The sequence below is a fragment of the Azonexus sp. R2A61 genome (genome assembly GCF_021401135.1).
Classification (GTDB): Bacteria; Pseudomonadota; Gammaproteobacteria; order Burkholderiales; family Rhodocyclaceae; genus Azonexus.
The window spans coordinates 131,102-148,482 of sequence record NZ_JACBFO010000001.1 but is presented as its reverse complement, the minus strand read 5'-3'; the positions used below and the strand labels follow the sequence as shown (position 1 = coordinate 148,482).

Here is a 17,381-nt window from a genome sequence, read left to right as displayed (position 1 = left end):
ACGCAGTATAGACCATCGGAGGTTGATGATGTTGGAGTTCCTGAAGTGGTTGGTGGCCAGCAAAGAGATGGCCGAGCTTGAACGCTGGCGCATCGAGTGGAATGAACACCGGCGCTGGCTCGCTGAGTTCCCGCTGGTCGGCATGGCGCTGGACAACATGCGCGCCGAAGTTGAAGGAAATCCGAAGGAATTCATTTCTGACCTTCGGGACAAGATGCGTGTAACACTTGATCCGTGCGGAGGCGAGCAACAAATAGCTAGATACGTGAGCTTTATTCGCAAGGGATTGCACAACTGATGGCGCCGCCCAACTAGGAATAGACGTTGATGGCAACAACAATCACCCCAAAAGTAGGTGCTGATAAGTTCCGCCAGCTCGCTGCGAATCTGGAAAAGCCGGCCTCACTGTTTATCGAGGTTGCGGGCATGCTCGAAAGCGAAACCGAGGAAAACTTCGCATCTCAAGGCCGCCCCGACTGGATTCCCCTGGCCGATTCGACAAAGCGATCACGGCTCAAGCGCAACAACGGCAGCTCGCTGCTGCAAATACTCCAGGACCGTGGAATTCTCGGGGCCAGCGTGGCGGGCGACAGTGGCGACGACTGGGCCATGATCAGCGCCGGCGGCGCCGCGTCTGACTACGCCTTGATTCAGCAAGTCGGCGGTACCATCGAGCGGGCGCCGTATTCGACGAAGACCCGCCTGCGAACCGATGCAAAGGGTAACCTGCTGCGCCAGCCAAAGGACAAGCGGCTCGCCGTCTTCGCCAGCGACTCACACAAGCGCGTCCGTGAGTCCTGGTCGGAGGTCGGCCCCTACTCGGTAGATATCCCGGCCCGTCCGTACCTGCCGTTTTACGGCTCCGTCGAAGATGCCACTCTTCAGCCGCAGGCCGAAGTCAAACTGATCGCCATCGCGATCCGGTTCCTGGAAGCACCGTTCGCCTGAGAAAAACGCGCGGCGCCGTTTTTTCCCCTGATAAACGTATTTACAGTGCCGCCGCCGATAAATCCCGGTACCGTTCGCTATATCCCGGAATTATCTCGCCGCTGCCCCGGTGAATATCTCGTCTCTTCTTATCATCAACAAGTTTCCAGCGAAACCCGCACCCCAGACAGTCTGGCGGGCAAGTGCCTTGTATTCGGAGGCTTGCAAAACAAACCAACCGATTAGCATGCAAGCCAGCAAAACTAAAATCAGGGTTGGAAAGATTCTTTTTATTCGTCTCGCATAAAATTCGCGAAGGCTGAAACTCTCATTCTCCAACCCCCGGATGATGATGCCGCTGATCAGGTAGCCGGATATCACAAAAAATATATCGACCCCGATAAAACCGCCGGGTAGTGCAGATGGAAATGCGTGAAATATGACAACGGATAAAACGGCGACAGCCCGCAGCCCGTCAATATCGCAACGGTAAGCCAGATGTGGGTTTTGTGTGCTCAAAGTCTTGGCAAACAGAAATCACGCCGCCATGGTCTTCAGCATATCGGCCATCCGATGGGCGTACGCATGTTGGCTGTGTGCTCTGGCTTGCGCAGCATGCCCGATAGCTTGGCAAGCTGATCGATCTCTCAACAGTTCGCCGATGAGTGCTCCAACATCGCTTAGTTTCCGGTAGGTGATGACTTCATCATTTTCCTTAAACAGCGATGGGATTTCCCGTTTCCAGTCGACGATCTGCAGGGCGCCGCATCCGGCGGCTTCGAAAAGCCTCGGATTAAGGCCGTGATCGTAGCTTTCGAACCAGGTATGCAAATTGAGCACGATCGCCGCGCTGTTGAACATCTGAGCCATTTTGTCCGGGGTGAAAAAACCTTCGGTTAGTTTCGCGTGCAGCGGGGAGTCCGCTGGAAGCTTCTTGCGCCATGGGCCGAATATCCGGAGATCAAAACGGTCGACCAGTTGCAGCATCATCTGCTCGCGCAGGGGGCTCCAGTCGCCGGCGAAGCAGACGTCGCACGCGTAGGCCGGCACCGGGGCGACGGTGCGGTGAATCTCGGGAACGCATGCGGTCGGCAGGAAGTGGGCGTTGTGGACGCCAGCGGCGCGATAGGCTTCGGTAGAGCCGGCCGAATTGGAGAACAGGAAGTCGTAAAACGGTGCTTTTTTCAACGATCGATTGAACTGGAAGGGATCGTTGATCCACCAGCAGGCGGTCGGAATGCCCAGTTTGCGCAAATGTTCCAGCGTTTGTGGCGACAGATCGAAGCCAAAGAGGGTGATGAATGCATCGGGGCGCACTGATTCGGCTAGCCGTCGAATTCGGGCATTGACCGTTGGTTTTTCTTCCTGTGCGCTACGTGACAGAAGTACGCGTTCGCGCAGTTTGTCATGCCATTGACTGCAAAAATCCGCGACGATGACTTCGTGGCCCAGCTGTCGAAACGCGTCAGCACAGTATTGCCCCATCGGCACGGTTTTCAGGTGGCCCGGGATGGCTAGCAGGACTTTCATCGTACTTTTTGTTTCGTTGTGATCTGGAATGACATCAATGAGCCGCTTCCCAGTTGGCGCCAATGCCGACCTCGACGACCAGCGGCACCTTCAGCTCGGCAACCTGGGTCATCAAGCGCGGCAGTTCGGCGCGGATGCGGGAGAGTTCATCGTCCGGCACTTCCAGCACCAGTTCGTCGTGAACCTGCAGCACGAGGCGGGATTTTAACCCGGAAGCGTCCAGCCAGCCCTGGACGGCGATCATCGCCAGCTTGATCAGGTCGGCGGCGGTACCCTGCATCGGCGCATTGATCGCCGCGCGCTCTGCCGCCTGGCGGCGGTTGCCGTTGCTCGAACGGATTTCCGGCAACCACAGCCGTCGACCGTAGACCGTCTCGACATAGCCGTGCTCGCGCACCGTCGCCCGCGCTTCTTCCATGTAGCGGGCGACGCCGGGGTAACGGGCGAAGTAGCGGTCGATGTAGGTCTGCGCCGCGCTGCGCTCCAGGCCGAGCTGGCGGGCCAGGCCGAAGGCGCTCATGCCGTAGATCAGGCCGAAGTTGATGCTCTTGGCGACGCGGCGCTGGTCCGGGCCGACTTCCAGCGGCGTGACGCCGAAGATCTCGGCGGCAGTGGCGCGGTGCACGTCCTCGCCGTGGGCGAAGGCGTCGAGCAGGCGGGTGTCGCCGGACAGATGCGCCATGATGCGCAGCTCGATCTGCGAATAGTCGGCCGAGACGATGCTGCTTCCTTCGGGGGCGATGAAGGCGGTGCGGATCTTGCGCCCTTCGTCGGTGCGCACCGGGATGTTCTGCAGGTTGGGTTCGCTGGAAGCCAGCCGGCCGGTGACCACCGAAGCTTGCGAGAAATGCGTATGCACACGGCCGGTGTCCGGGTTGATCATGCGCGGCAGCTTGTCGGTGTAGGTGCCCTTGAGTTTCGACAGCGAGCGGTGTTCGAGCAGGAGCTTGGGCAGCGGGTAGTCGAGCGCCAGTTCGGAGAGCACTTCCTCGTCGGTCGAGGCGCCGCCGGAGGCGGTTTTCTTCTTCACCGGCAGACCGAGCTTGCCGAACAGGATTTCGCCGAGCTGCTTGGGCGAAGCGAGGTTGAACGGCTGGCCGGCGAGCTCAAAGGCCTGCGCTTCCAGCGCCATGATCTTCTGGCCGATCTCGTGGCTCTGGCGGGCCAGCGTGTCGCCGTCGATCAGGATGCCGGTGCGCTCCATCTGCCAGATGACCTGCCGGGCGGGCAGTTCGATCACGTGGTAGATGTGGGAGAGGCCCGGCTCCTTGGCGAATTGCGGGTGCAGCACGTCATGGACGCGCAGCGTGACGTCGGCGTCCTCGGCGGCGTAGGTGGCGGCGCGCTCGATGTCGACCTGGTCGAAACCGATCTGCTTGGCACCCTTGCCGCACAGGTCCTCGTAGGCAATCGTTTCGAGGCCGAGGTGGCGGCTGCACAACTGGCCGAGGTCGTGGCCCTTGTCGGACTCGATGACGTAGCTCTGCAGCATGGTGTCGTGGGCGACGCCGGCGAGTGAGATGTGGTGGTTGGCGAAGACGTGCTGGTCGTACTTGGCGTTCTGCAGCACTTTCTTGCACGCGGCGTTTTCCAGCCAGGGTTTCAGCCGGGCCAGCACCTCGTCGCGCGGCAACTGCTCGGCGACGCCGGGGCCGTTGTGGGCGAGCGGGATGTAGCAGGCCTCGCCGGGGGTTACCGACAGCGAGATGCCGACGATGCGCGCGGCGAAGCTGTCGAGGCTGGTGGTTTCGGTGTCGAGTGCGGTCAACGGTGCAGTTTCGATCTTTTTCAGCCAGGCGTCGAAAGCCTCCCAGGAGAACACCGTCTCGTAGCGGACTTCGCTGGGTGCGGCGGGTGGCGTGGCGCTATCCGTCGGGGCGGCAGTATCGCTGGCGCCCGGTGCGTCGAGCTCACGCGTCCAGGTGCGGAAGTTGTAGCGCGTGTACAGCTCGCGCAGCGTGTCGCGGTCACGCGCTGTTGCGGTCAACGCCGTCGGCGCCGGCAAATCCGGCAGGTCGCAGACGACGGTGACGAGCTTCTTGCCGAGCGGCAGGAAGTCGAGGTGGTCGCGCAGGTTCTGGCCGACCACGCCGTTGATCTTGTCGGCGTTGGCGACGATTTCGTCGAGCGAGCCGTATTGCGTCAGCCATTTGACGGCGGTTTTCGGTCCGCATTTGGCGACGCCGGGGACGCCGTCGACGGTATCACCGACCAGCGCCAGGTAATCGACGATCTTTTCCGGCGGCACGCCGAACTTGGCTTCGACGCCGGCCGCGTCGAGCATTTCCTCGCTCATCGTGTTGTACCAGCGGACATGCGGGCCGACCAGCTGGGTCAGGTCCTTGTCGCCGGTGGAAATCAGCGTGTCGATGCCGTCGACCGCAGCCTTGGTCGCCAGCGTGCCGATCACGTCGTCGGCCTCGACGCCGTCGACGCACAGCACCGGCCAGCCGGCGGCGGCGATGGCGGCGTGGATCGGCTCGATCTGGGCGCGCAGGTCGTCGGGCATCGGCGGGCGGTGCGCCTTGTACTCGGGATACCAGTCGTCGCGGAAGGTCTTGCCCTTGGCGTCGAAGACGACGGCCTTGTAGTCCGCCTTGTGGTCGCTTTCCAGACGACGTAGCATGTTCAAAACCCCGTACAGCGCGCCAGTTGGCTCGCCGGCCGGATTCCGCAGGTCGGGCAGGGCGTGATAGGCGCGGTACAGATAGGACGAACCGTCCACCAACAACAAGAGAGGCATAACAGGATGACGGAGAGCGAAAAGCTGGTGATGAGCATCGAGACCGAGGCCATGCAGAAAAATTCGGCGGCCCGCGAGTCCTGGCGGATTTTCGGCATTATGTCAGAGTTCGTCGAGGCGACCGACCGCCTGTCGGCGATCAAGCCGGCGGTGACTGTTTTCGGCTCGGCCCGGATCAAGGAGGGGACGCCGTATTACGAATTGACCGAAAAGACGGCACGCCTGTTGTCCGATTCCGGGTTTTCGGTGATTTCCGGCGGTGGACCGGGGATCATGGAAGCCGCCAACAAGGGGGCTTTCTTCGGCAAGTCGCCGTCGGTCGGCCTGAACATCCAGTTGCCGCACGAGCAACAGAGCAATCCCTACCAGGACATCTCGCAGACCTTTCGCCACTTCTTCGCGCGCAAGTACATGTTTGTCCGCTTCGCCAGCGCCTACGTCGTCATGCCCGGCGGTTTCGGCACGCTCGACGAGCTGATGGAAGCGCTGACCCTGATCCAGACCGGCAAGGCACGGAAGATTCCGCTGATCCTCGTCTGCTCCGATTTCTGGAAAGGGCTGATCGACTGGTTCCGCGACACCCTGGTGCGCGAAGGCATGATCGATGCGGCCGATGTCGACCTGATTCAGGTCATCGATGAACCGGAGAAGGTCGTCGAGGCGATTTTCAAGCATTACGAGTCGCGGCCGTTCGGGCCCTTGCCCAACGAGCGGGAGTTGATGCTCAACCTGTAATAAAATGACCCATTCGTCACGAGGAATCATCATGCGCCGCTTCATCCCCTTCCTGCTGTTCGCCGCTTCGTTCGCCTGGGCGCAGCAGCAGCCGGCCGATCTGCAGCCGCTGCCGGCCGTGCCGCCGCCGCCGCCCGGCATGGAGGCCTTCGACGAAGCGCTCGAACCGCAGGTGACCATCGTCAAAAAAGAGACCGAGACGCGCGAGGAGTTTCGCATCAACGGCAAGCTCTACATGGTCAAGGTCACGCCCAAGGTCGGTCCGGCCTACTATCTGGTCGACCGGGCCGGCGATGGCAATTTCGTGCCGACCGAAGTCGGTCCGAATCCGGTGCGGCCGCCGATGTGGATCATCCACGCCTGGTAAGTCTTGTCCGTTTACACCACGGTCGAACGGGATGAACTCGCCGCCTGGCTTCGACCCCTGTCCTGCGGCGACCTGATCGACCATGCCGGTATCGCTGCCGGCATGCAGAATTCCAATTACTTCGTCACCACGACGCAGGGGCGCTACGTGCTGACGCTGTTCGAGACGCTGCCGACGGCCGATCTCGATTTCTACCTGCAATTGCAAGGCTGGCTGGCCGGCCGCGGACTGCCCTGTCCCGATCCGCTGAGCGCTGGCGACGGGCGCCGCTGGCGGCCGCTGTGCGGCAAACCGGCGGCCCTGCTGAGCTGCCTGCAAGGGGTTTCGGTGGAGCGCCCCGGGCCGGCGCACTGCATTGCGGTCGGTGCGGCGCTCGCCCGGCTGCACAAAGCGGCGGCCGGGCTGGCCGGGGCGCCGGCGAATCCCTGTGGGGCCGCCTGGCGTCGGGCGACCGGCGACGCCTTGCTGCCCTTGCTGACGCCGGACGATGCGGTGCTGCTCGCCGACGAATTGGCCTATCAGGTGGCACAGGACTGGTCGGCGCTACCGTCCGGCGTGATCCACGCCGATCTGTTTCGCGACAACGTGTTGTGGGACGAGCGCGGTCGACTGTCCGGTCTGCTCGATTTCTACTTTGCCGGCGTCGATGCCTGGATCTACGACCTGGCGGTGGTAGCCAACGACTGGAGTGCGGATCAGGAAGGGCTGGCGGCGCTGGTCGCCGGTTACGAATCGGTCCGGCCGTTGTTGCCGGCCGAACGCGCTGCCTGGCTGGCCGTCCGCCGGGCGGCCGCGCTGCGTTTCTGGCTGCTGCGCCTGGACGCGGTTTACCGGCCGCGTGCCGGAAGCGTGGTAACGGTGAAGAATCCGGATGCGTTTCGACGTCTGTTGATGCAATTCCGCCTTGCCCCGATGCCGCTCCCCGGCTAGCATCCGCGCATGGATGAAACCCCGAGCTTTCCGATGGCGCCGGCGGCTTTTTCCGGCCGCAGCCGGGAAGTCGATCCGGGGGCCGTGTTCGACTGGCTGACCCAGGGCTGGACGATGTTTCTGGTCAACCCCGGCATCTGGCTGGGCTGTGGCGTATTGCTGCTGGTCATGCTGATGGCCATTTCCATCGTGCCGGTCTTCGGCCAGATTGCCGCCCATTTGCTGGTGCCGTTGTTCGGTGCCGGCATGCTGCAGCTGTGCCGGCGGATCTCCGATGGTCAGGAGCCGCAGATCGGCGACCTGTTCGCCGGCTTCCGGCATAACGCCGGCCAACTGGTGATGGTCGGTGTGTTCTTCGCGCTGGGTATCTTCGGCATCGCGCTGGTGGCCTTCGCCCTGACCAGCGGCGGCATCCTCGGCGGCGCGGTCACCGGGCGGGTTGCCGGTTTCGGCATCGCGCTCGGCGGCATCATGCTGGCCGGCCTGATGGTACTGGTGCTGTCGGTGCCGGTGATCATGGCCGTGTGGTTTGCGCCGGCACTGGTCTTTTTCCACGGCATGCAGCCGCTGGCGGCAATGCGCGCCAGCTTTGCGGCCGGTCTGCGCAACTGGCTGGTGATGACCATTTTCGGCGTGTTCCTGATGGTTGCCGCCTTTTTCGCGATGCTGCCGCTCGGCCTGGGCATGATGCTGCTGCTGCCGGTGGCGTCGGCTGCGGTCTACGCGTCGTATCGCGACATTTTCCCGGAGGCCTGAACGGTGCGTGCGCAGACTCTGCCGGCCGCCGCCGGCTGGCGCTGGCTGGTCGATGGCTTTGCCATCTACCGCCGCAATCCGCCGGTGATGTCGGCACTGGTCATCAGTTACTGGTTGATCGTCCTGTTCCTCAACCTGTTGCCGGTGGTCGGTGCGCTGGCGGCATCGGCGATCATTCCCGGCCTGTCGGTCGGCCTGATGCAGGCATCGCGCCACCTTGAGCGCGGTCAGCCGGTCAACCTGACCATCCTGTTCGCTGCCTTCCGCGAGAACGCCCGCACGCTGCTGTTGCTGGGCGCGCTCTATCTGCTGGTCACGCTGGGCGTGCTCGGTCTGTCGGCGCTGGCCGACGGCGGTGCCCTGCTGCAATACATGCTGGCTGGCAACCGTACCGAAAGGGCGGCGGTCGAGGATGTCGATTTCACGCTGTCGGCGGCGTTGGTGGCGATCCTGATGGTGCCGGTCCTGATGGCCTGGTGGTTCGCACCGGTGCTTGCTGCCTGGCATCGGCTGACGCTCGGCAGGTCGCTGTTCTTCAGTCTGGTTGCCTGCACGATGAACTGGCGTCCTTTCCTGGTTTACAGCCTGGGTGTGCTGGCGATCGGTGTGTTCGTTCCCGGTCTGCTGGTCGGCATGCTGCTGGTGGCGGTACCCGGTCTGCAGGAGTTCGCCGCGGTCATCGTCACCATGGCCATGGCCTTGCTGATTGCACCGACCGTGTTTGCCAGTTTCTACGTTGGTTATCGCGACATCTTCGGGATTTCCGAACTTGCCTGAGCGGGCATCCGGCGCGGCCGGTCCGCTCGGCCTGTTCGGCGGGACTTTTGACCCGGTGCACTACGGTCATTTGCGGCTTGCCGAAGAAGCGATCGCTCACCTTGGTCTGACTGGCGTGCGCTGGATTCCGGCCGGCCATCCGCCGCATCGGGGGACGCCGCAAGTCACGGCGGAACAGCGTCTGGCGATGGTCCTGCGGTCGACGGCGGAAAATCCCCGTTTTTCGGTCGACCCCGCCGAGGTCGAGGCGAGCGCGCCGAGCTATACGGTGCATACGCTGACACGGCTGCGCAGCGAGTTGGGGGCGCAACGTCCGCTGGTGCTGTTGGTCGGGGCCGATGCCTTTGCCGGTCTCGCCAGCTGGCATCGCTGGCGCGACCTGTTTGCGCTGGCCCATATCGCGGTGTCGCATCGTCCCGGATTTCCGGTCGAAACGGCCAGCCTGCCGCACGAACTGGCAACCGAATTCGGCGATCGCCGGACGACCGACACGGCCGTGCTGGCCGCTGCCCCGGCCGGACAGATCGTCACGTTCGCGATGACCCAACTGGCGATCTCGGCGACGCAGATCCGCAAGCTGCTGGCCAACGGCCTGTCGGCCCGTTATTTGCTGCCGGATGCCGTTCTCGACTATATTCAAGACCATTCCCTTTACAGAAATTCCTGATGGACCTACGCAAGCTGCAGAAAATCGTCGTCAACGCCCTCGAAGACATCAAGGGCAAGGACATCGAAGTGATCAACACGACCAAGCTGACCTCGATGTTCGATCGGGTGGTCATCGCCACCGGCGATTCCAACCGCCAGGTCAAGGCGCTCGCCAACAACGTCATCGTCAAGGTCAAGGAGGCCGGCGGCGAGATTGTCTCGACCGAGGGCGAGGAGGCCGGCGAATGGGTGCTGGTGGATATCGGCGACATCGTCGTCCATGTCATGCAGCCCGCCGTGCGTGCCTACTACAATCTCGAGGAGCTCTGGCAGGTGACGCCGGCTCAGCGTCGCAAGGCGGCGGAGCAGGCAGCCGGCGAATGAAGCTGGCCGTCCTCGCCGTCGGGCACCGGCAACCGGGCTGGGTCGACGAGGGCTGTGCCGAATACCTCAAGCGCATGCCGCGCGAAGCTGCGGCCAGCGTCGTCGAGATCAAGCCCGAGCCGCGCGGCTCGAAAACCCGCGAACAGTTGCTGGCTGCGGAGCGCGGGCGCATCGAGGATGCGCTGCCTGACAGCTGCCGGCTGGTCGTGCTCGACGAGAAGGGCGAGGATCTGACCACGCTGAAGCTGGCGAAACGTCTCGAAGCCTGGATGCAGGACGGGCGCGATGTCGCGCTGCTGATCGGCGGTGCCGACGGGATCGACGAGACGCTCAAGCAACGTGCCGCCGAGAAGATCCGCTTGTCCAGCCTGACCCTGCCGCACGGCATGGCCAGGCTGCTGTTGTGCGAGCAACTGTACCGCGCGGTCAGCGTGTTGAAGAACCACCCTTACCACCGGGAAGGATGATGCGCCTCTACCTCGCTTCGCGTAGCCCGCGTCGCCGCGAACTGTTGCACCAGATGGGCATCGAGTTCGATACCGTGGTGTTCCGCGACGGCATGCGCGTCGATCCGGAAGTCGACGAAACGCCGCTGCCCGGCGAAGACCCGGTCGCCTACGTCGAACGGGTGGCGCGTGCCAAGGCGGAGCATGGCCTGCGTATCGTCCGCGAACGGCATTTGCTGCCGCAACCCGTGCTGTCGGCCGATACCACGCTCGAGTTCGCCGGCGAGATCATCGGCAAGCCGGACGATGCGGCGCATGCGACGGCCATCCTGCGCCGCCTTTCCGGTCAGACGCATCGTGTGCTGACCGGTGTTGCGGTGCACTACCTTGGCCGCACGGAGTTCGTGCTGTCGGTCAGCGAGGTCCGTTTCCGCGTCATCGACGATGATGAGATCCGGCACTACGTGCTGACCGGCGAGCCGATGGACAAGGCCGGCGCCTATGGCATCCAGGGGCGTGCCGGGCTGTTCGTCGAACATCTGTCGGGCAGCTATACCGGCGTGATGGGTTTGCCGGTGTGCGAAACCGGCGAATTGCTCAAGCGTTTCGGTTTGCGGCCACTGTAAGCGGTTTCCGGCCAGCGTATTCCAGCACGGCTGCCGCCGCTCGTGCGGCGCCGTCGGCGCAGGGCGGCGGGCGTCGGGTCTGGGCCAGCAAGCACGCCAGGTCGCCGGTGAAATTTCCCCCCAGCATGCGGTCGACCGCGACTTCGCGGCAATTTCCGTTGCGTTGCAGCCAGTCGATCAGGCAGGCTTGCTCCGGCCAGTCCTCGCGCCGCTGGTAAAGCACCGGCACGCCGTTGCAGGCGGCTTCGGTGAAGGTGCCGTAGCCGGGCTTGGTGATCACGGCATCGACCGAACACAGCAGGTCGGTAAACGACAGGCCGAGGTTTTCACTGTCCAGCGCGTCCGGATGAGTGCAGCGCCAGGCGGCCGGGACCAGCCAGCGCCAGCCGCTGTCCCGTGGCCAGGCTTCGATCGGCAAGCGATGGGCGATGCCGCCGAGCGCGACGAGGGCGGTGCGTCGGCCATCGGCGGAGGCCAGCGTGCGGCGTTGTCCCAGCGTCGCGATCACGCCGATGTCGCGTTGCCGGGGCAGGTCAGGCATGGGCATGGCCGGTGTCGTGCGCAGAAAGACGTCGGCCTCGGCGTAGGCGGCGAGCAACTGGCGGTGAATGCCGGTGGCCCAGGGTTCGTCGCCGAAAACATGCAGGAACAGATCGGCCCAGTTCAGCGAACACAGTGCCAGGGCTGGGATGCCGGCGACCCGCGCCCCGGCCAGCGGCAACGGTGAGACGTTGCTGAGCACGAGGTCGGGGGCCAGCCCGGCGAGCAGCGCCGCTTCGCCGGCGATCCGCGCGGGCCAGTCGGCATGGGCGCTACGGTAGGCGGCGGCACTGGCCGGTAGATCGATGCGGGTGGCGTCTAGCATCGCAAAGCCGAAGTCGCTGGCCTCCGGCAGGTGCGCGAAAGCCGGCGCGATGCGTTCGTGCAGGCGGCTGGCCGGCAGTCCGCTTCTTACGGTCAACCGCAGGTCCGGGACGATTTTCGCCAGGGCGTTGAGGACCGGCGCGGTGATCGCCAGGTGGCCGAAGCCGTGTGCGGAAATGTCGACGAACAGATGCATCCGCGGCCCGACCCGACGGTCAGCCGGCGATGGCTGGCGTATCGCTCAGCGTATGCACGCGGTTCCGGCCGTGGTGCTTGGCCTGGTAGAGCGCGGCGTCGGCCCGTTCGACGATGCGTTCGTAATCCGGGTGTCCGTCGCTGGCGGCGACGCCGATGCTGACCGTGACGCGCAGGCGGCGGTCGTTGGCCAGCAGCAGTTCGGCTTCCTCGACGCGCTTGCGCAGTTTCTCGGCGGCCTTCATCGCCAGTACCTGGTCGACTTCGGCGAGCACGATCAGGAATTCCTCGCCGCCGTAGCGGAAGACGAAATCGCCGGCGCGGGCATTGTTGAGCAGGTGCATGGCGATCTGCTGCAGGACCTGGTCGCCGATTTCGTGACCGTATTCGTCGTTGATCCGCTTGAAATGATCGACATCGATCATCAGTATGGCGAAGCCGATGTGCCGGCGGCGGCAGAGTTCGATCTCGCGTTTCAGGATCGAGGCCAGGAAACGCCGGTTGAGCAACTGGGTCAGCGTGTCGCGGCCGACCTCGAGATCGGCCAGCCGGTCGAACATTTCGGTGAGCAGGAACTTGATCCGTTCGGCTTCCTGCATCATCCGGCGCAACAGGCTGCGGCTGAGGTCGCCGCTGGCTTCGGCGAGTTGCGGCAGCAGGTCGAGATCGATGCGTTCGACGGCCTCGGTCAGGGTCTGCAGTTCCAGGCGCTCGTTGAACATCAGGCTGGCCTTGTGGTTGAGCCACAGGCCAAAGGATGAGGCATGCAGTTCCGGCAGGTTGCTCAGATCGTTCTCGGTGGTCAGCGCGCGGAAGACGCGGTTTTCCCACTCGAGCAGCGCACCGAGCTGGCGTTCGCGCTCGGTGGCGATGTTCTGGCCGGCGGCGAACAGGCGGAAGGCTTCGTCGGTGCGCACGCTGCGTTCATGCGAACGGACGAAGGCTGCGCTCATTTCCTCGAAGGCGATGTCGGTCAGCCGGTCCACGAGCAGGATCGCCTCGACCAGCGCTTCGCGCGCCAGTTCGGTGTCGACCAGACGATTCTGGATTTCACGTTTGAGCAGGCGCATGCCGCGGGCGACCAGATTGACCGGGATGTCGGCGCGGGCGTGCACGTCGCCGACGTGGCGCTGCATCGCGATGGCGGCCTCGAAGGCTGGTGCCGTCTCGCAGCAGAACAGCGTTTCCAGCCAGCGCATCATGCCCGGCTTGAGTCGCGACTGGACGGTCTGGGGCGCCAGGAAAGCGGTCGCTTCGTGATCGGCGAGCATCGCGGCGTAGAAGAGTTCGGCCAGTTCGGCCTTGTCGCGCCCGATGATCAGGCTGATCGCCTGGCGGGCAGCCGGCGAGCTGCGCATGACTTCGGTACTGAGGGTTTTCGGCATGATCGGGTCCCGGCGGGCAGGAAGCGGGAAGTCTAACCGATGCTCCTGCTCCGCACGATACGGGGGAACCCTTGCCGGTGTTCAGCGGTTGGTGAAATCCGGCTTGCGCTTCTCCAGGAAGGCCTGCATGCCTTCTCGCTGGTCGGCCAGGCCGAAGCTGGCATGGAAGGCACGGCGTTCGAACAGCAGGCCTTCGGCCAGCGAGGATTCGAAGGCGCGATTGACCGATTCCTTGATCATCATCAGCACCGGCAGCGAATGAGCAGCGATGGTTCCGGCCACCTTGAGCGTTTCCGCGAGCAGTTGGTCGGCCGGGAAAACGCGGGCGACCAGGCCGGCCCGTTCGGCTTCTGCGGCATCCATCAGGCGGCCGGTCAGGCACATGTCCATCGCCTTGGCCTTGCCGATCGCGCGCGGCAGGCGTTGCGTGCCGCCGGCGCCGGGCAAGGTGCCGATCTTGACCTCGGGCTGGCCGAAGCGGGCATTGTCGGCAGCGAAGATCATGTCGCACATCATGGCGAACTCGCAGCCGCCGCCCAGCGCATAGCCCGCAACGGCCGCGATCACCGGTTTGCGGGCAGTGCGGATGCGTTCCCAGTAGCGGGTGATGAAATCGCCGAGGTAGGCGTCCATGTAATCGAAATCCTTCATCGCCCCGATGTCGGCGCCGGCGGCAAAGGCCTTGTCGTTGCCGGTGAGCACGATGCAGGCGATGTTTTCGTCTGCCTCGAAGCGGTCGACCGCAGCGGCAATGCCGCGAACCACGGCTTCGTTCAGCGCGTTCATCGCTTCCGGGCGGTTGATGCGGATCAGGCCCACCTTGTCGTGGATCTCGTGCAGGACGACTTCGCTCATCGTTGTGTTCCCCTTGTTGTCGGCAGGCGGGCATCTTAGCAGGCGGGCGACATTAGGGTTTGCCCGGCTGGCATCGGGACGGGCCGGCGCTAAGCTGGTTGCCATCCCTTTCGACGAGTATTGCGATGCGCTATCCGACCGACCAAGACCCCCTGTGGCGACCCGATCCGCAGATCGCGGACGCGACGGCGATGGGCCGCCTGATGCGGGCCTGCGGCCGCGACGACTACGCCGGGCTGTGGCGCTGGTCGGTCGATGCGCCGGATGCGTTCTGGGAGACGATCTGGGATTTCTGCGGCACGATCGGTGAAAAAGGCTCGGAAATCCTGGTCGACCGCGACAGGATGCCCGGTGCGCGCTGGTTCCCGCAGGCCCGTGTGAATTACGCGGAAAATCTCCTGAGGCGGCGCGATGATGGCGAGGCGCTGGTTTTCTGGGGCGAAGACAAGGTCCGCCGGCGTCTGAGCTGGGGCGAGCTGTCCCATGAAGTCGCGCGCTGTCAGCAGCAACTGATTGCCGCCGGCGTCGGCCCCGGCGATCGTGTTGCCGGCTATCTGCCCAACCTGCCCGAAACCCTGATCGCCATGCTGGCGACGACGGCGCTCGGCGCGGTCTGGTCATCCGCGTCGCCGGATTTCGGCGTCCAGGGCGTGCTTGACCGCTTCGGCCAGATCGCCCCGAAGGTGCTGTTCTGCGTCGATGGCTACTGGTACAACGGCAAGCCGGTCGATTGCATGGCGAAGAACGCCGAGATCGTCGCGCGACTGCCGAGTCTGACGTGTACGGTGCTCGTTCCCTATCTCGACCCGCGGGCCGACGCGGCGTCGATCGCCGGCGCCCTGTCGTGGTCGGCGCTGCCTGCGGTCGACGTCGATGCAACGGCGGATTTCCGGCGCGTGCCTTTCGCGCATCCGCTGTTCATCATGTTCTCCTCGGGAACGACCGGCGTGCCCAAGTGCATCGTGCACTGTCACGGCGGCGTCATCCTGCAACATCTCAAGGAACACCAGTTGCATGCCGACGTGCGTCCCGGCGACCGTCTGTTCTATTTCACGACCTGCGGCTGGATGATGTGGAACTGGCTGGTTTCCGGCCTGGCCTCGGGGGCGACCTTGCTGCTTTACGACGGCTCGCCGTTTGCCGGCGGCGGCAACATCCTGTTCGACTTTGCTGCCGCCGAGCGGATGACGCATTTCGGCACCTCGGCCAAGTTCATCGATGCCGCGGCCAAGCTCGGCCTGACACCGGGCCGGACGCACGATCTGGGTGCCTTGCGGGTGATGTTTTCGACCGGTAGCCCGTTGTCGCCGGAGGGGTTCGAATGGGTCTATCGCGAAATCAAGCGCGACCTGCTGCTGGCCTCGATCTCGGGCGGTACCGACATCGTCTCCTGTTTCGTCCTCGGCAATCCGCTGCTGCCGGTGTATCGCGGCGAAATCCAGTGTCGCGCGCTGGGCATGGCTGTGGACGTGTTCGACGACGCCGGCCGACCGATACGCTCGCAGAAGGGCGAACTCGTCTGTACCCGGCCTTTTCCGGCGATGCCGGTCGGTTTCTGGAACGACCCGGACGGCAGCAAGTACCGGGCGGCCTACTTCGAGCGTTTCCCCGGTGTCTGGTGTCACGGCGATTATTCCGAACTGACCGGGCACGACGGCGTGATCATCTACGGTCGCTCGGATGCGACGCTCAATCCCGGCGGCGTTCGCATCGGTACCGCGGAAATCTATCGGCAGGTCGAAAGTCTGCCGGAAATCGTCGAATCGCTGGTGATCGGCCAGGACTGGCCGCCGGGGCGCGGTGACGATGTCCGGGTGGTGTTGTTCGTCAAACTGGCGGACGGGGAAAATCTCGATCCGGCGCTGGTCGACCGCATCAAGCGCCGGATCCGCGACAACACCACGCCGCGGCATGTGCCGGCCAGGGTCGTTCAGGTGCGCGACATTCCACGCACCAAGTCGGGCAAGATCGTCGAACTTGCCGTGCGCAACGTCGTGCACGGGCAGCCGGTCTGCAATATCGAAGCACTGGCCAATCCGGAAGCGCTCGACGAATTCCGCCAACGCCCCGAACTGGCAGACTGAGCGTCAGCCGCGGTCGGCAGCGGAGCGGGCGGCTTGATGACGCAGCGAGAAACGCTGCGGCAAGGCCGGGCGCGGCAGGCGGAACGGCAGACGCCAGCGGGCCGAAGGCGCCTCGATCCAGTGATGGAACAGCGAACCGGCCCAGACGCAGGTCACCCAGGTGGCGATCAGCGTGACCAGGACCGACATGCCTCCCTCGCTGCCGCCCATCGAGAACAATCCGTTGAGCAGCAACAGCACCGGGAAATGGACCAGGAACACCGAGTAGGAAATGCGCCCCAGCCAGGCCAGCAGCGGATTGTCCGGCCAGCGTTCGAGCAGGCCGCTGCGCCGGCTGAAGCCGAGCAGCAGGGCGACGACCAGCGCCAGTGCGATGCGCAGCCGGAAATCCTCGACCAGTGCCGCGACACCGACCGTGGCGATGACCCCGAGCCAGATGTGCAGTCGGCCGCGGGTCGAGGCCCACCAGGCGGCAGCACCGAGGCCGTAGGCACCGAAAAAGTAGATCGCCCAGTTGTCCAGTTCGGCATGGCGGTTGAACCAGAACAGCGACAGCAGGGCCATGCCGAGCACGCCGGCCAGCACGCCGAGCGGCCGTCGGCCGGCCCACAGCAGCAGCGCGAACAATGCGAACAGCTGGAAATCGATGGCCACGTACCAGACCCCGGCCGACAGCGAATCGGCGCCGAGCACGCCATGCAGCAGCAGCGCGTGGGCCAGCCACTGGCCGAAGCTGGCTCGCTCGGGCACGGCCGGATCGCTCATCCACTGATCGGCGATTGCCGAGGCGATGACGGCGAAGGTGATGGCAACCAGAAAGGGCAGGACCAGCCGCAGATAACGGCGGCCGATCAGCGGCAGCGGGTTGTCGGCCAGCGCCCGGCCATCCGGCGACAGGCTGCGGGCAGCCAGGAAACCGCCGATGACCAGGAATACCTGGACCGCGATGCGCCCGTATTCGGCAAACCAGCCGCTCAGTTCGGGAAAGTGCAGTGCGCCGGCAGCGGCCAGCGGACCGTAGATGGCGATGTGATGAAGCATCACGAGCTGCGATGCGACGGCCTTCAGGGCATCGATCAGCGGCATGCGTGACGGGGCGGTTTTCATGACGGTTATTTTACAAGGGATT

The 17,381-nt window shown here is 64.3% G+C and carries 19 protein-coding genes; 12 read left to right on the top strand and 7 right to left on the bottom strand.

The annotated features are described in order from the left end of the window. The first annotated feature begins 25 nt into the window (after nt 1-25). Both L0962_RS00700 and L0962_RS00695 read left to right on the top strand, forming a co-directional pair. Nucleotides 26-298, top strand: a complete 273-nt coding sequence (locus L0962_RS00700) for a hypothetical protein (RefSeq protein WP_234082301.1) — start codon at nt 26-28, stop codon at nt 296-298. Between the two features lie 29 nt (nt 299-327). Continuing rightward, the gene (locus L0962_RS00695) at nt 328-948 is read left to right on the top strand and encodes a phage virion morphogenesis protein (protein ID WP_234082298.1); all 621 of its coding nucleotides are present in this window, start codon (nt 328-330) and stop codon (nt 946-948) included. Between the two features lie 90 nt (nt 949-1,038). Here the strand turns inward: L0962_RS00695 and L0962_RS00690 are convergent, their stop codons facing one another. The 3 genes from L0962_RS00690 to polA are packed head-to-tail and all read right to left on the bottom strand — an operon-like array spanning nt 1,039 to nt 5,200. Then, nucleotides 1,039-1,446 (bottom strand): acyltransferase, encoded by a 408-nt coding sequence (locus L0962_RS00690; protein ID WP_234082294.1) that lies wholly within the window; start codon nt 1,444-1,446, stop codon nt 1,039-1,041. An 18-nt stretch (nt 1,447-1,464) separates the two neighbouring features. Further along, nucleotides 1,465-2,457 (bottom strand): glycosyltransferase, encoded by a 993-nt coding sequence (locus L0962_RS00685; RefSeq protein WP_234082291.1) that lies wholly within the window; start codon nt 2,455-2,457, stop codon nt 1,465-1,467. 34 nt (nt 2,458-2,491) lie between these two features. Next, the gene (polA, locus tag L0962_RS00680) at nt 2,492-5,200 is read right to left on the bottom strand and encodes a DNA polymerase I (protein ID WP_234082289.1); all 2,709 of its coding nucleotides are present in this window, start codon (nt 5,198-5,200) and stop codon (nt 2,492-2,494) included. A gap of 6 nt (nt 5,201-5,206) precedes the next feature. On the opposite strand from polA, the gene L0962_RS00675 reads away from it, so the two are divergent. The 9 genes from L0962_RS00675 to L0962_RS00635 are packed head-to-tail and all read left to right on the top strand — an operon-like array spanning nt 5,207 to nt 10,869. Further along, nucleotides 5,207-5,935, top strand: a complete 729-nt coding sequence (locus L0962_RS00675) for a TIGR00730 family Rossman fold protein (protein ID WP_234082286.1) — start codon at nt 5,207-5,209, stop codon at nt 5,933-5,935. 31 nt (nt 5,936-5,966) lie between these two features. Next, a complete protein-coding gene (locus L0962_RS00670) occupies nt 5,967-6,302 on the top strand; it encodes a DUF2782 domain-containing protein (RefSeq protein ID WP_234082269.1) in 336 nt (111 codons plus the stop codon). Nucleotides 6,303-6,305: 3 nt separating this feature from the next. Continuing rightward, nucleotides 6,306-7,232 carry a homoserine kinase gene (locus L0962_RS00665; RefSeq protein ID WP_234082266.1) on the top strand — a complete coding sequence of 309 codons (927 nt, stop codon included), beginning with the start codon at nt 6,306-6,308 and terminating at the stop codon, nt 7,230-7,232. Between the two features lie 9 nt (nt 7,233-7,241). Beyond that, entirely contained in the window at nt 7,242-7,988 is a 747-nt protein-coding gene (locus L0962_RS00660; RefSeq protein ID WP_234082238.1) for a BPSS1780 family membrane protein, read from the top strand. A gap of 3 nt (nt 7,989-7,991) precedes the next feature. Further along, nucleotides 7,992-8,765 (top strand): BPSS1780 family membrane protein, encoded by a 774-nt coding sequence (locus L0962_RS00655; RefSeq protein WP_234082235.1) that lies wholly within the window; start codon nt 7,992-7,994, stop codon nt 8,763-8,765. Continuing rightward, nucleotides 8,758-9,432, top strand: coding sequence for a nicotinate-nucleotide adenylyltransferase (gene nadD, locus L0962_RS00650; RefSeq protein ID WP_234082232.1), 675 nt, complete (start codon nt 8,758-8,760; stop codon nt 9,430-9,432). Before L0962_RS00655 ends, nadD begins: the two co-directional genes overlap by 8 nt. After that, the gene (rsfS, locus tag L0962_RS00645; protein WP_234082229.1) at nt 9,432-9,797 is read left to right on the top strand and encodes a ribosome silencing factor; all 366 of its coding nucleotides are present in this window, start codon (nt 9,432-9,434) and stop codon (nt 9,795-9,797) included. Before nadD ends, rsfS begins: the two co-directional genes overlap by 1 nt. Beyond that, on the top strand, nt 9,794-10,264 hold the full coding sequence (rlmH, locus tag L0962_RS00640) for a 23S rRNA (pseudouridine(1915)-N(3))-methyltransferase RlmH (protein ID WP_234082227.1): 471 nt from the start codon (nt 9,794-9,796) through the stop codon (nt 10,262-10,264). The genes rsfS and rlmH overlap by 4 nt, the downstream gene beginning before the upstream one ends. Next, on the top strand, nt 10,264-10,869 hold the full coding sequence (locus L0962_RS00635; protein WP_234084986.1) for a nucleoside triphosphate pyrophosphatase: 606 nt from the start codon (nt 10,264-10,266) through the stop codon (nt 10,867-10,869). Before rlmH ends, L0962_RS00635 begins: the two co-directional genes overlap by 1 nt. Here the strand turns inward: L0962_RS00635 and L0962_RS00630 are convergent. The 3 genes from L0962_RS00630 to L0962_RS00620 all read right to left on the bottom strand — a co-directional run bounded on the left by L0962_RS00630 (nt 10,841) and on the right by L0962_RS00620 (nt 14,168). Further along, nucleotides 10,841-11,929, bottom strand: a complete 1,089-nt coding sequence (locus L0962_RS00630; protein ID WP_234082224.1) for a hypothetical protein — start codon at nt 11,927-11,929, stop codon at nt 10,841-10,843. The two genes, L0962_RS00635 and L0962_RS00630, sit on opposite strands and share 29 nt — an antisense overlap. A 19-nt stretch (nt 11,930-11,948) precedes the next feature. Continuing rightward, nucleotides 11,949-13,313, bottom strand: coding sequence for a diguanylate cyclase (locus L0962_RS00625; protein ID WP_234082221.1), 1,365 nt, complete (start codon nt 13,311-13,313; stop codon nt 11,949-11,951). 81 nt (nt 13,314-13,394) lie between these two features. Further along, nucleotides 13,395-14,168, bottom strand: coding sequence for an enoyl-CoA hydratase (locus L0962_RS00620; RefSeq protein ID WP_234082218.1), 774 nt, complete (start codon nt 14,166-14,168; stop codon nt 13,395-13,397). A 125-nt stretch (nt 14,169-14,293) separates the two neighbouring features. Here L0962_RS00620 and L0962_RS00615 point away from each other — a divergent pair, with 125 nt between their 5' ends. Further along, entirely contained in the window at nt 14,294-16,252 is a 1,959-nt protein-coding gene (locus tag L0962_RS00615; RefSeq protein ID WP_234082214.1) for an acetoacetate--CoA ligase, read from the top strand. Between the two features lie 3 nt (nt 16,253-16,255). On the opposite strand, the gene L0962_RS00610 is transcribed toward L0962_RS00615, so the two are convergent. Beyond that, nucleotides 16,256-17,359 carry an acyltransferase gene (locus L0962_RS00610; protein WP_234082211.1) on the bottom strand — a complete coding sequence of 368 codons (1,104 nt, stop codon included), beginning with the start codon at nt 17,357-17,359 and terminating at the stop codon, nt 16,256-16,258. Between the last annotated feature and the right edge of the window lie 22 nt (nt 17,360-17,381).

Bases quoted from the DNA above. Each gene is read 5' to 3' on its own strand.
- L0962_RS00615 (WP_234082214.1), top strand. From the start codon at position 14,294: ATGCGCTATCCGACCGACCAAGACCCCCTGTGGCGACCCGATCCGCAG.
- rsfS (WP_234082229.1), top strand. From the start codon at position 9,432: ATGGACCTACGCAAGCTGCAGAAAATCGTCGTCAACGCCCTCGAAGAC.
- L0962_RS00670 (WP_234082269.1), top strand. From the start codon at position 5,967: ATGCGCCGCTTCATCCCCTTCCTGCTGTTCGCCGCTTCGTTCGCCTGG.
- L0962_RS00700 (WP_234082301.1), top strand. From the start codon at position 26: ATGATGTTGGAGTTCCTGAAGTGGTTGGTGGCCAGCAAAGAGATGGCC.
- L0962_RS00620 (WP_234082218.1), bottom strand. From the start codon at position 14,168: ATGAGCGAAGTCGTCCTGCACGAGATCCACGACAAGGTGGGCCTGATC.
- L0962_RS00625 (WP_234082221.1), bottom strand. From the start codon at position 13,313: ATGCCGAAAACCCTCAGTACCGAAGTCATGCGCAGCTCGCCGGCTGCC.
- polA (WP_234082289.1), bottom strand. From the start codon at position 5,200: ATGCCTCTCTTGTTGTTGGTGGACGGTTCGTCCTATCTGTACCGCGCC.
- rlmH (WP_234082227.1), top strand. From the start codon at position 9,794: ATGAAGCTGGCCGTCCTCGCCGTCGGGCACCGGCAACCGGGCTGGGTC.
- L0962_RS00685 (WP_234082291.1), bottom strand. From the start codon at position 2,457: ATGAAAGTCCTGCTAGCCATCCCGGGCCACCTGAAAACCGTGCCGATG.
- L0962_RS00660 (WP_234082238.1), top strand. From the start codon at position 7,242: ATGGATGAAACCCCGAGCTTTCCGATGGCGCCGGCGGCTTTTTCCGGC.
- L0962_RS00610 (WP_234082211.1), bottom strand. From the start codon at position 17,359: ATGAAAACCGCCCCGTCACGCATGCCGCTGATCGATGCCCTGAAGGCC.
- L0962_RS00630 (WP_234082224.1), bottom strand. From the start codon at position 11,929: ATGCATCTGTTCGTCGACATTTCCGCACACGGCTTCGGCCACCTGGCG.
- L0962_RS00635 (WP_234084986.1), top strand. From the start codon at position 10,264: ATGCGCCTCTACCTCGCTTCGCGTAGCCCGCGTCGCCGCGAACTGTTG.
- L0962_RS00675 (WP_234082286.1), top strand. From the start codon at position 5,207: ATGACGGAGAGCGAAAAGCTGGTGATGAGCATCGAGACCGAGGCCATG.
- L0962_RS00695 (WP_234082298.1), top strand. From the start codon at position 328: ATGGCAACAACAATCACCCCAAAAGTAGGTGCTGATAAGTTCCGCCAG.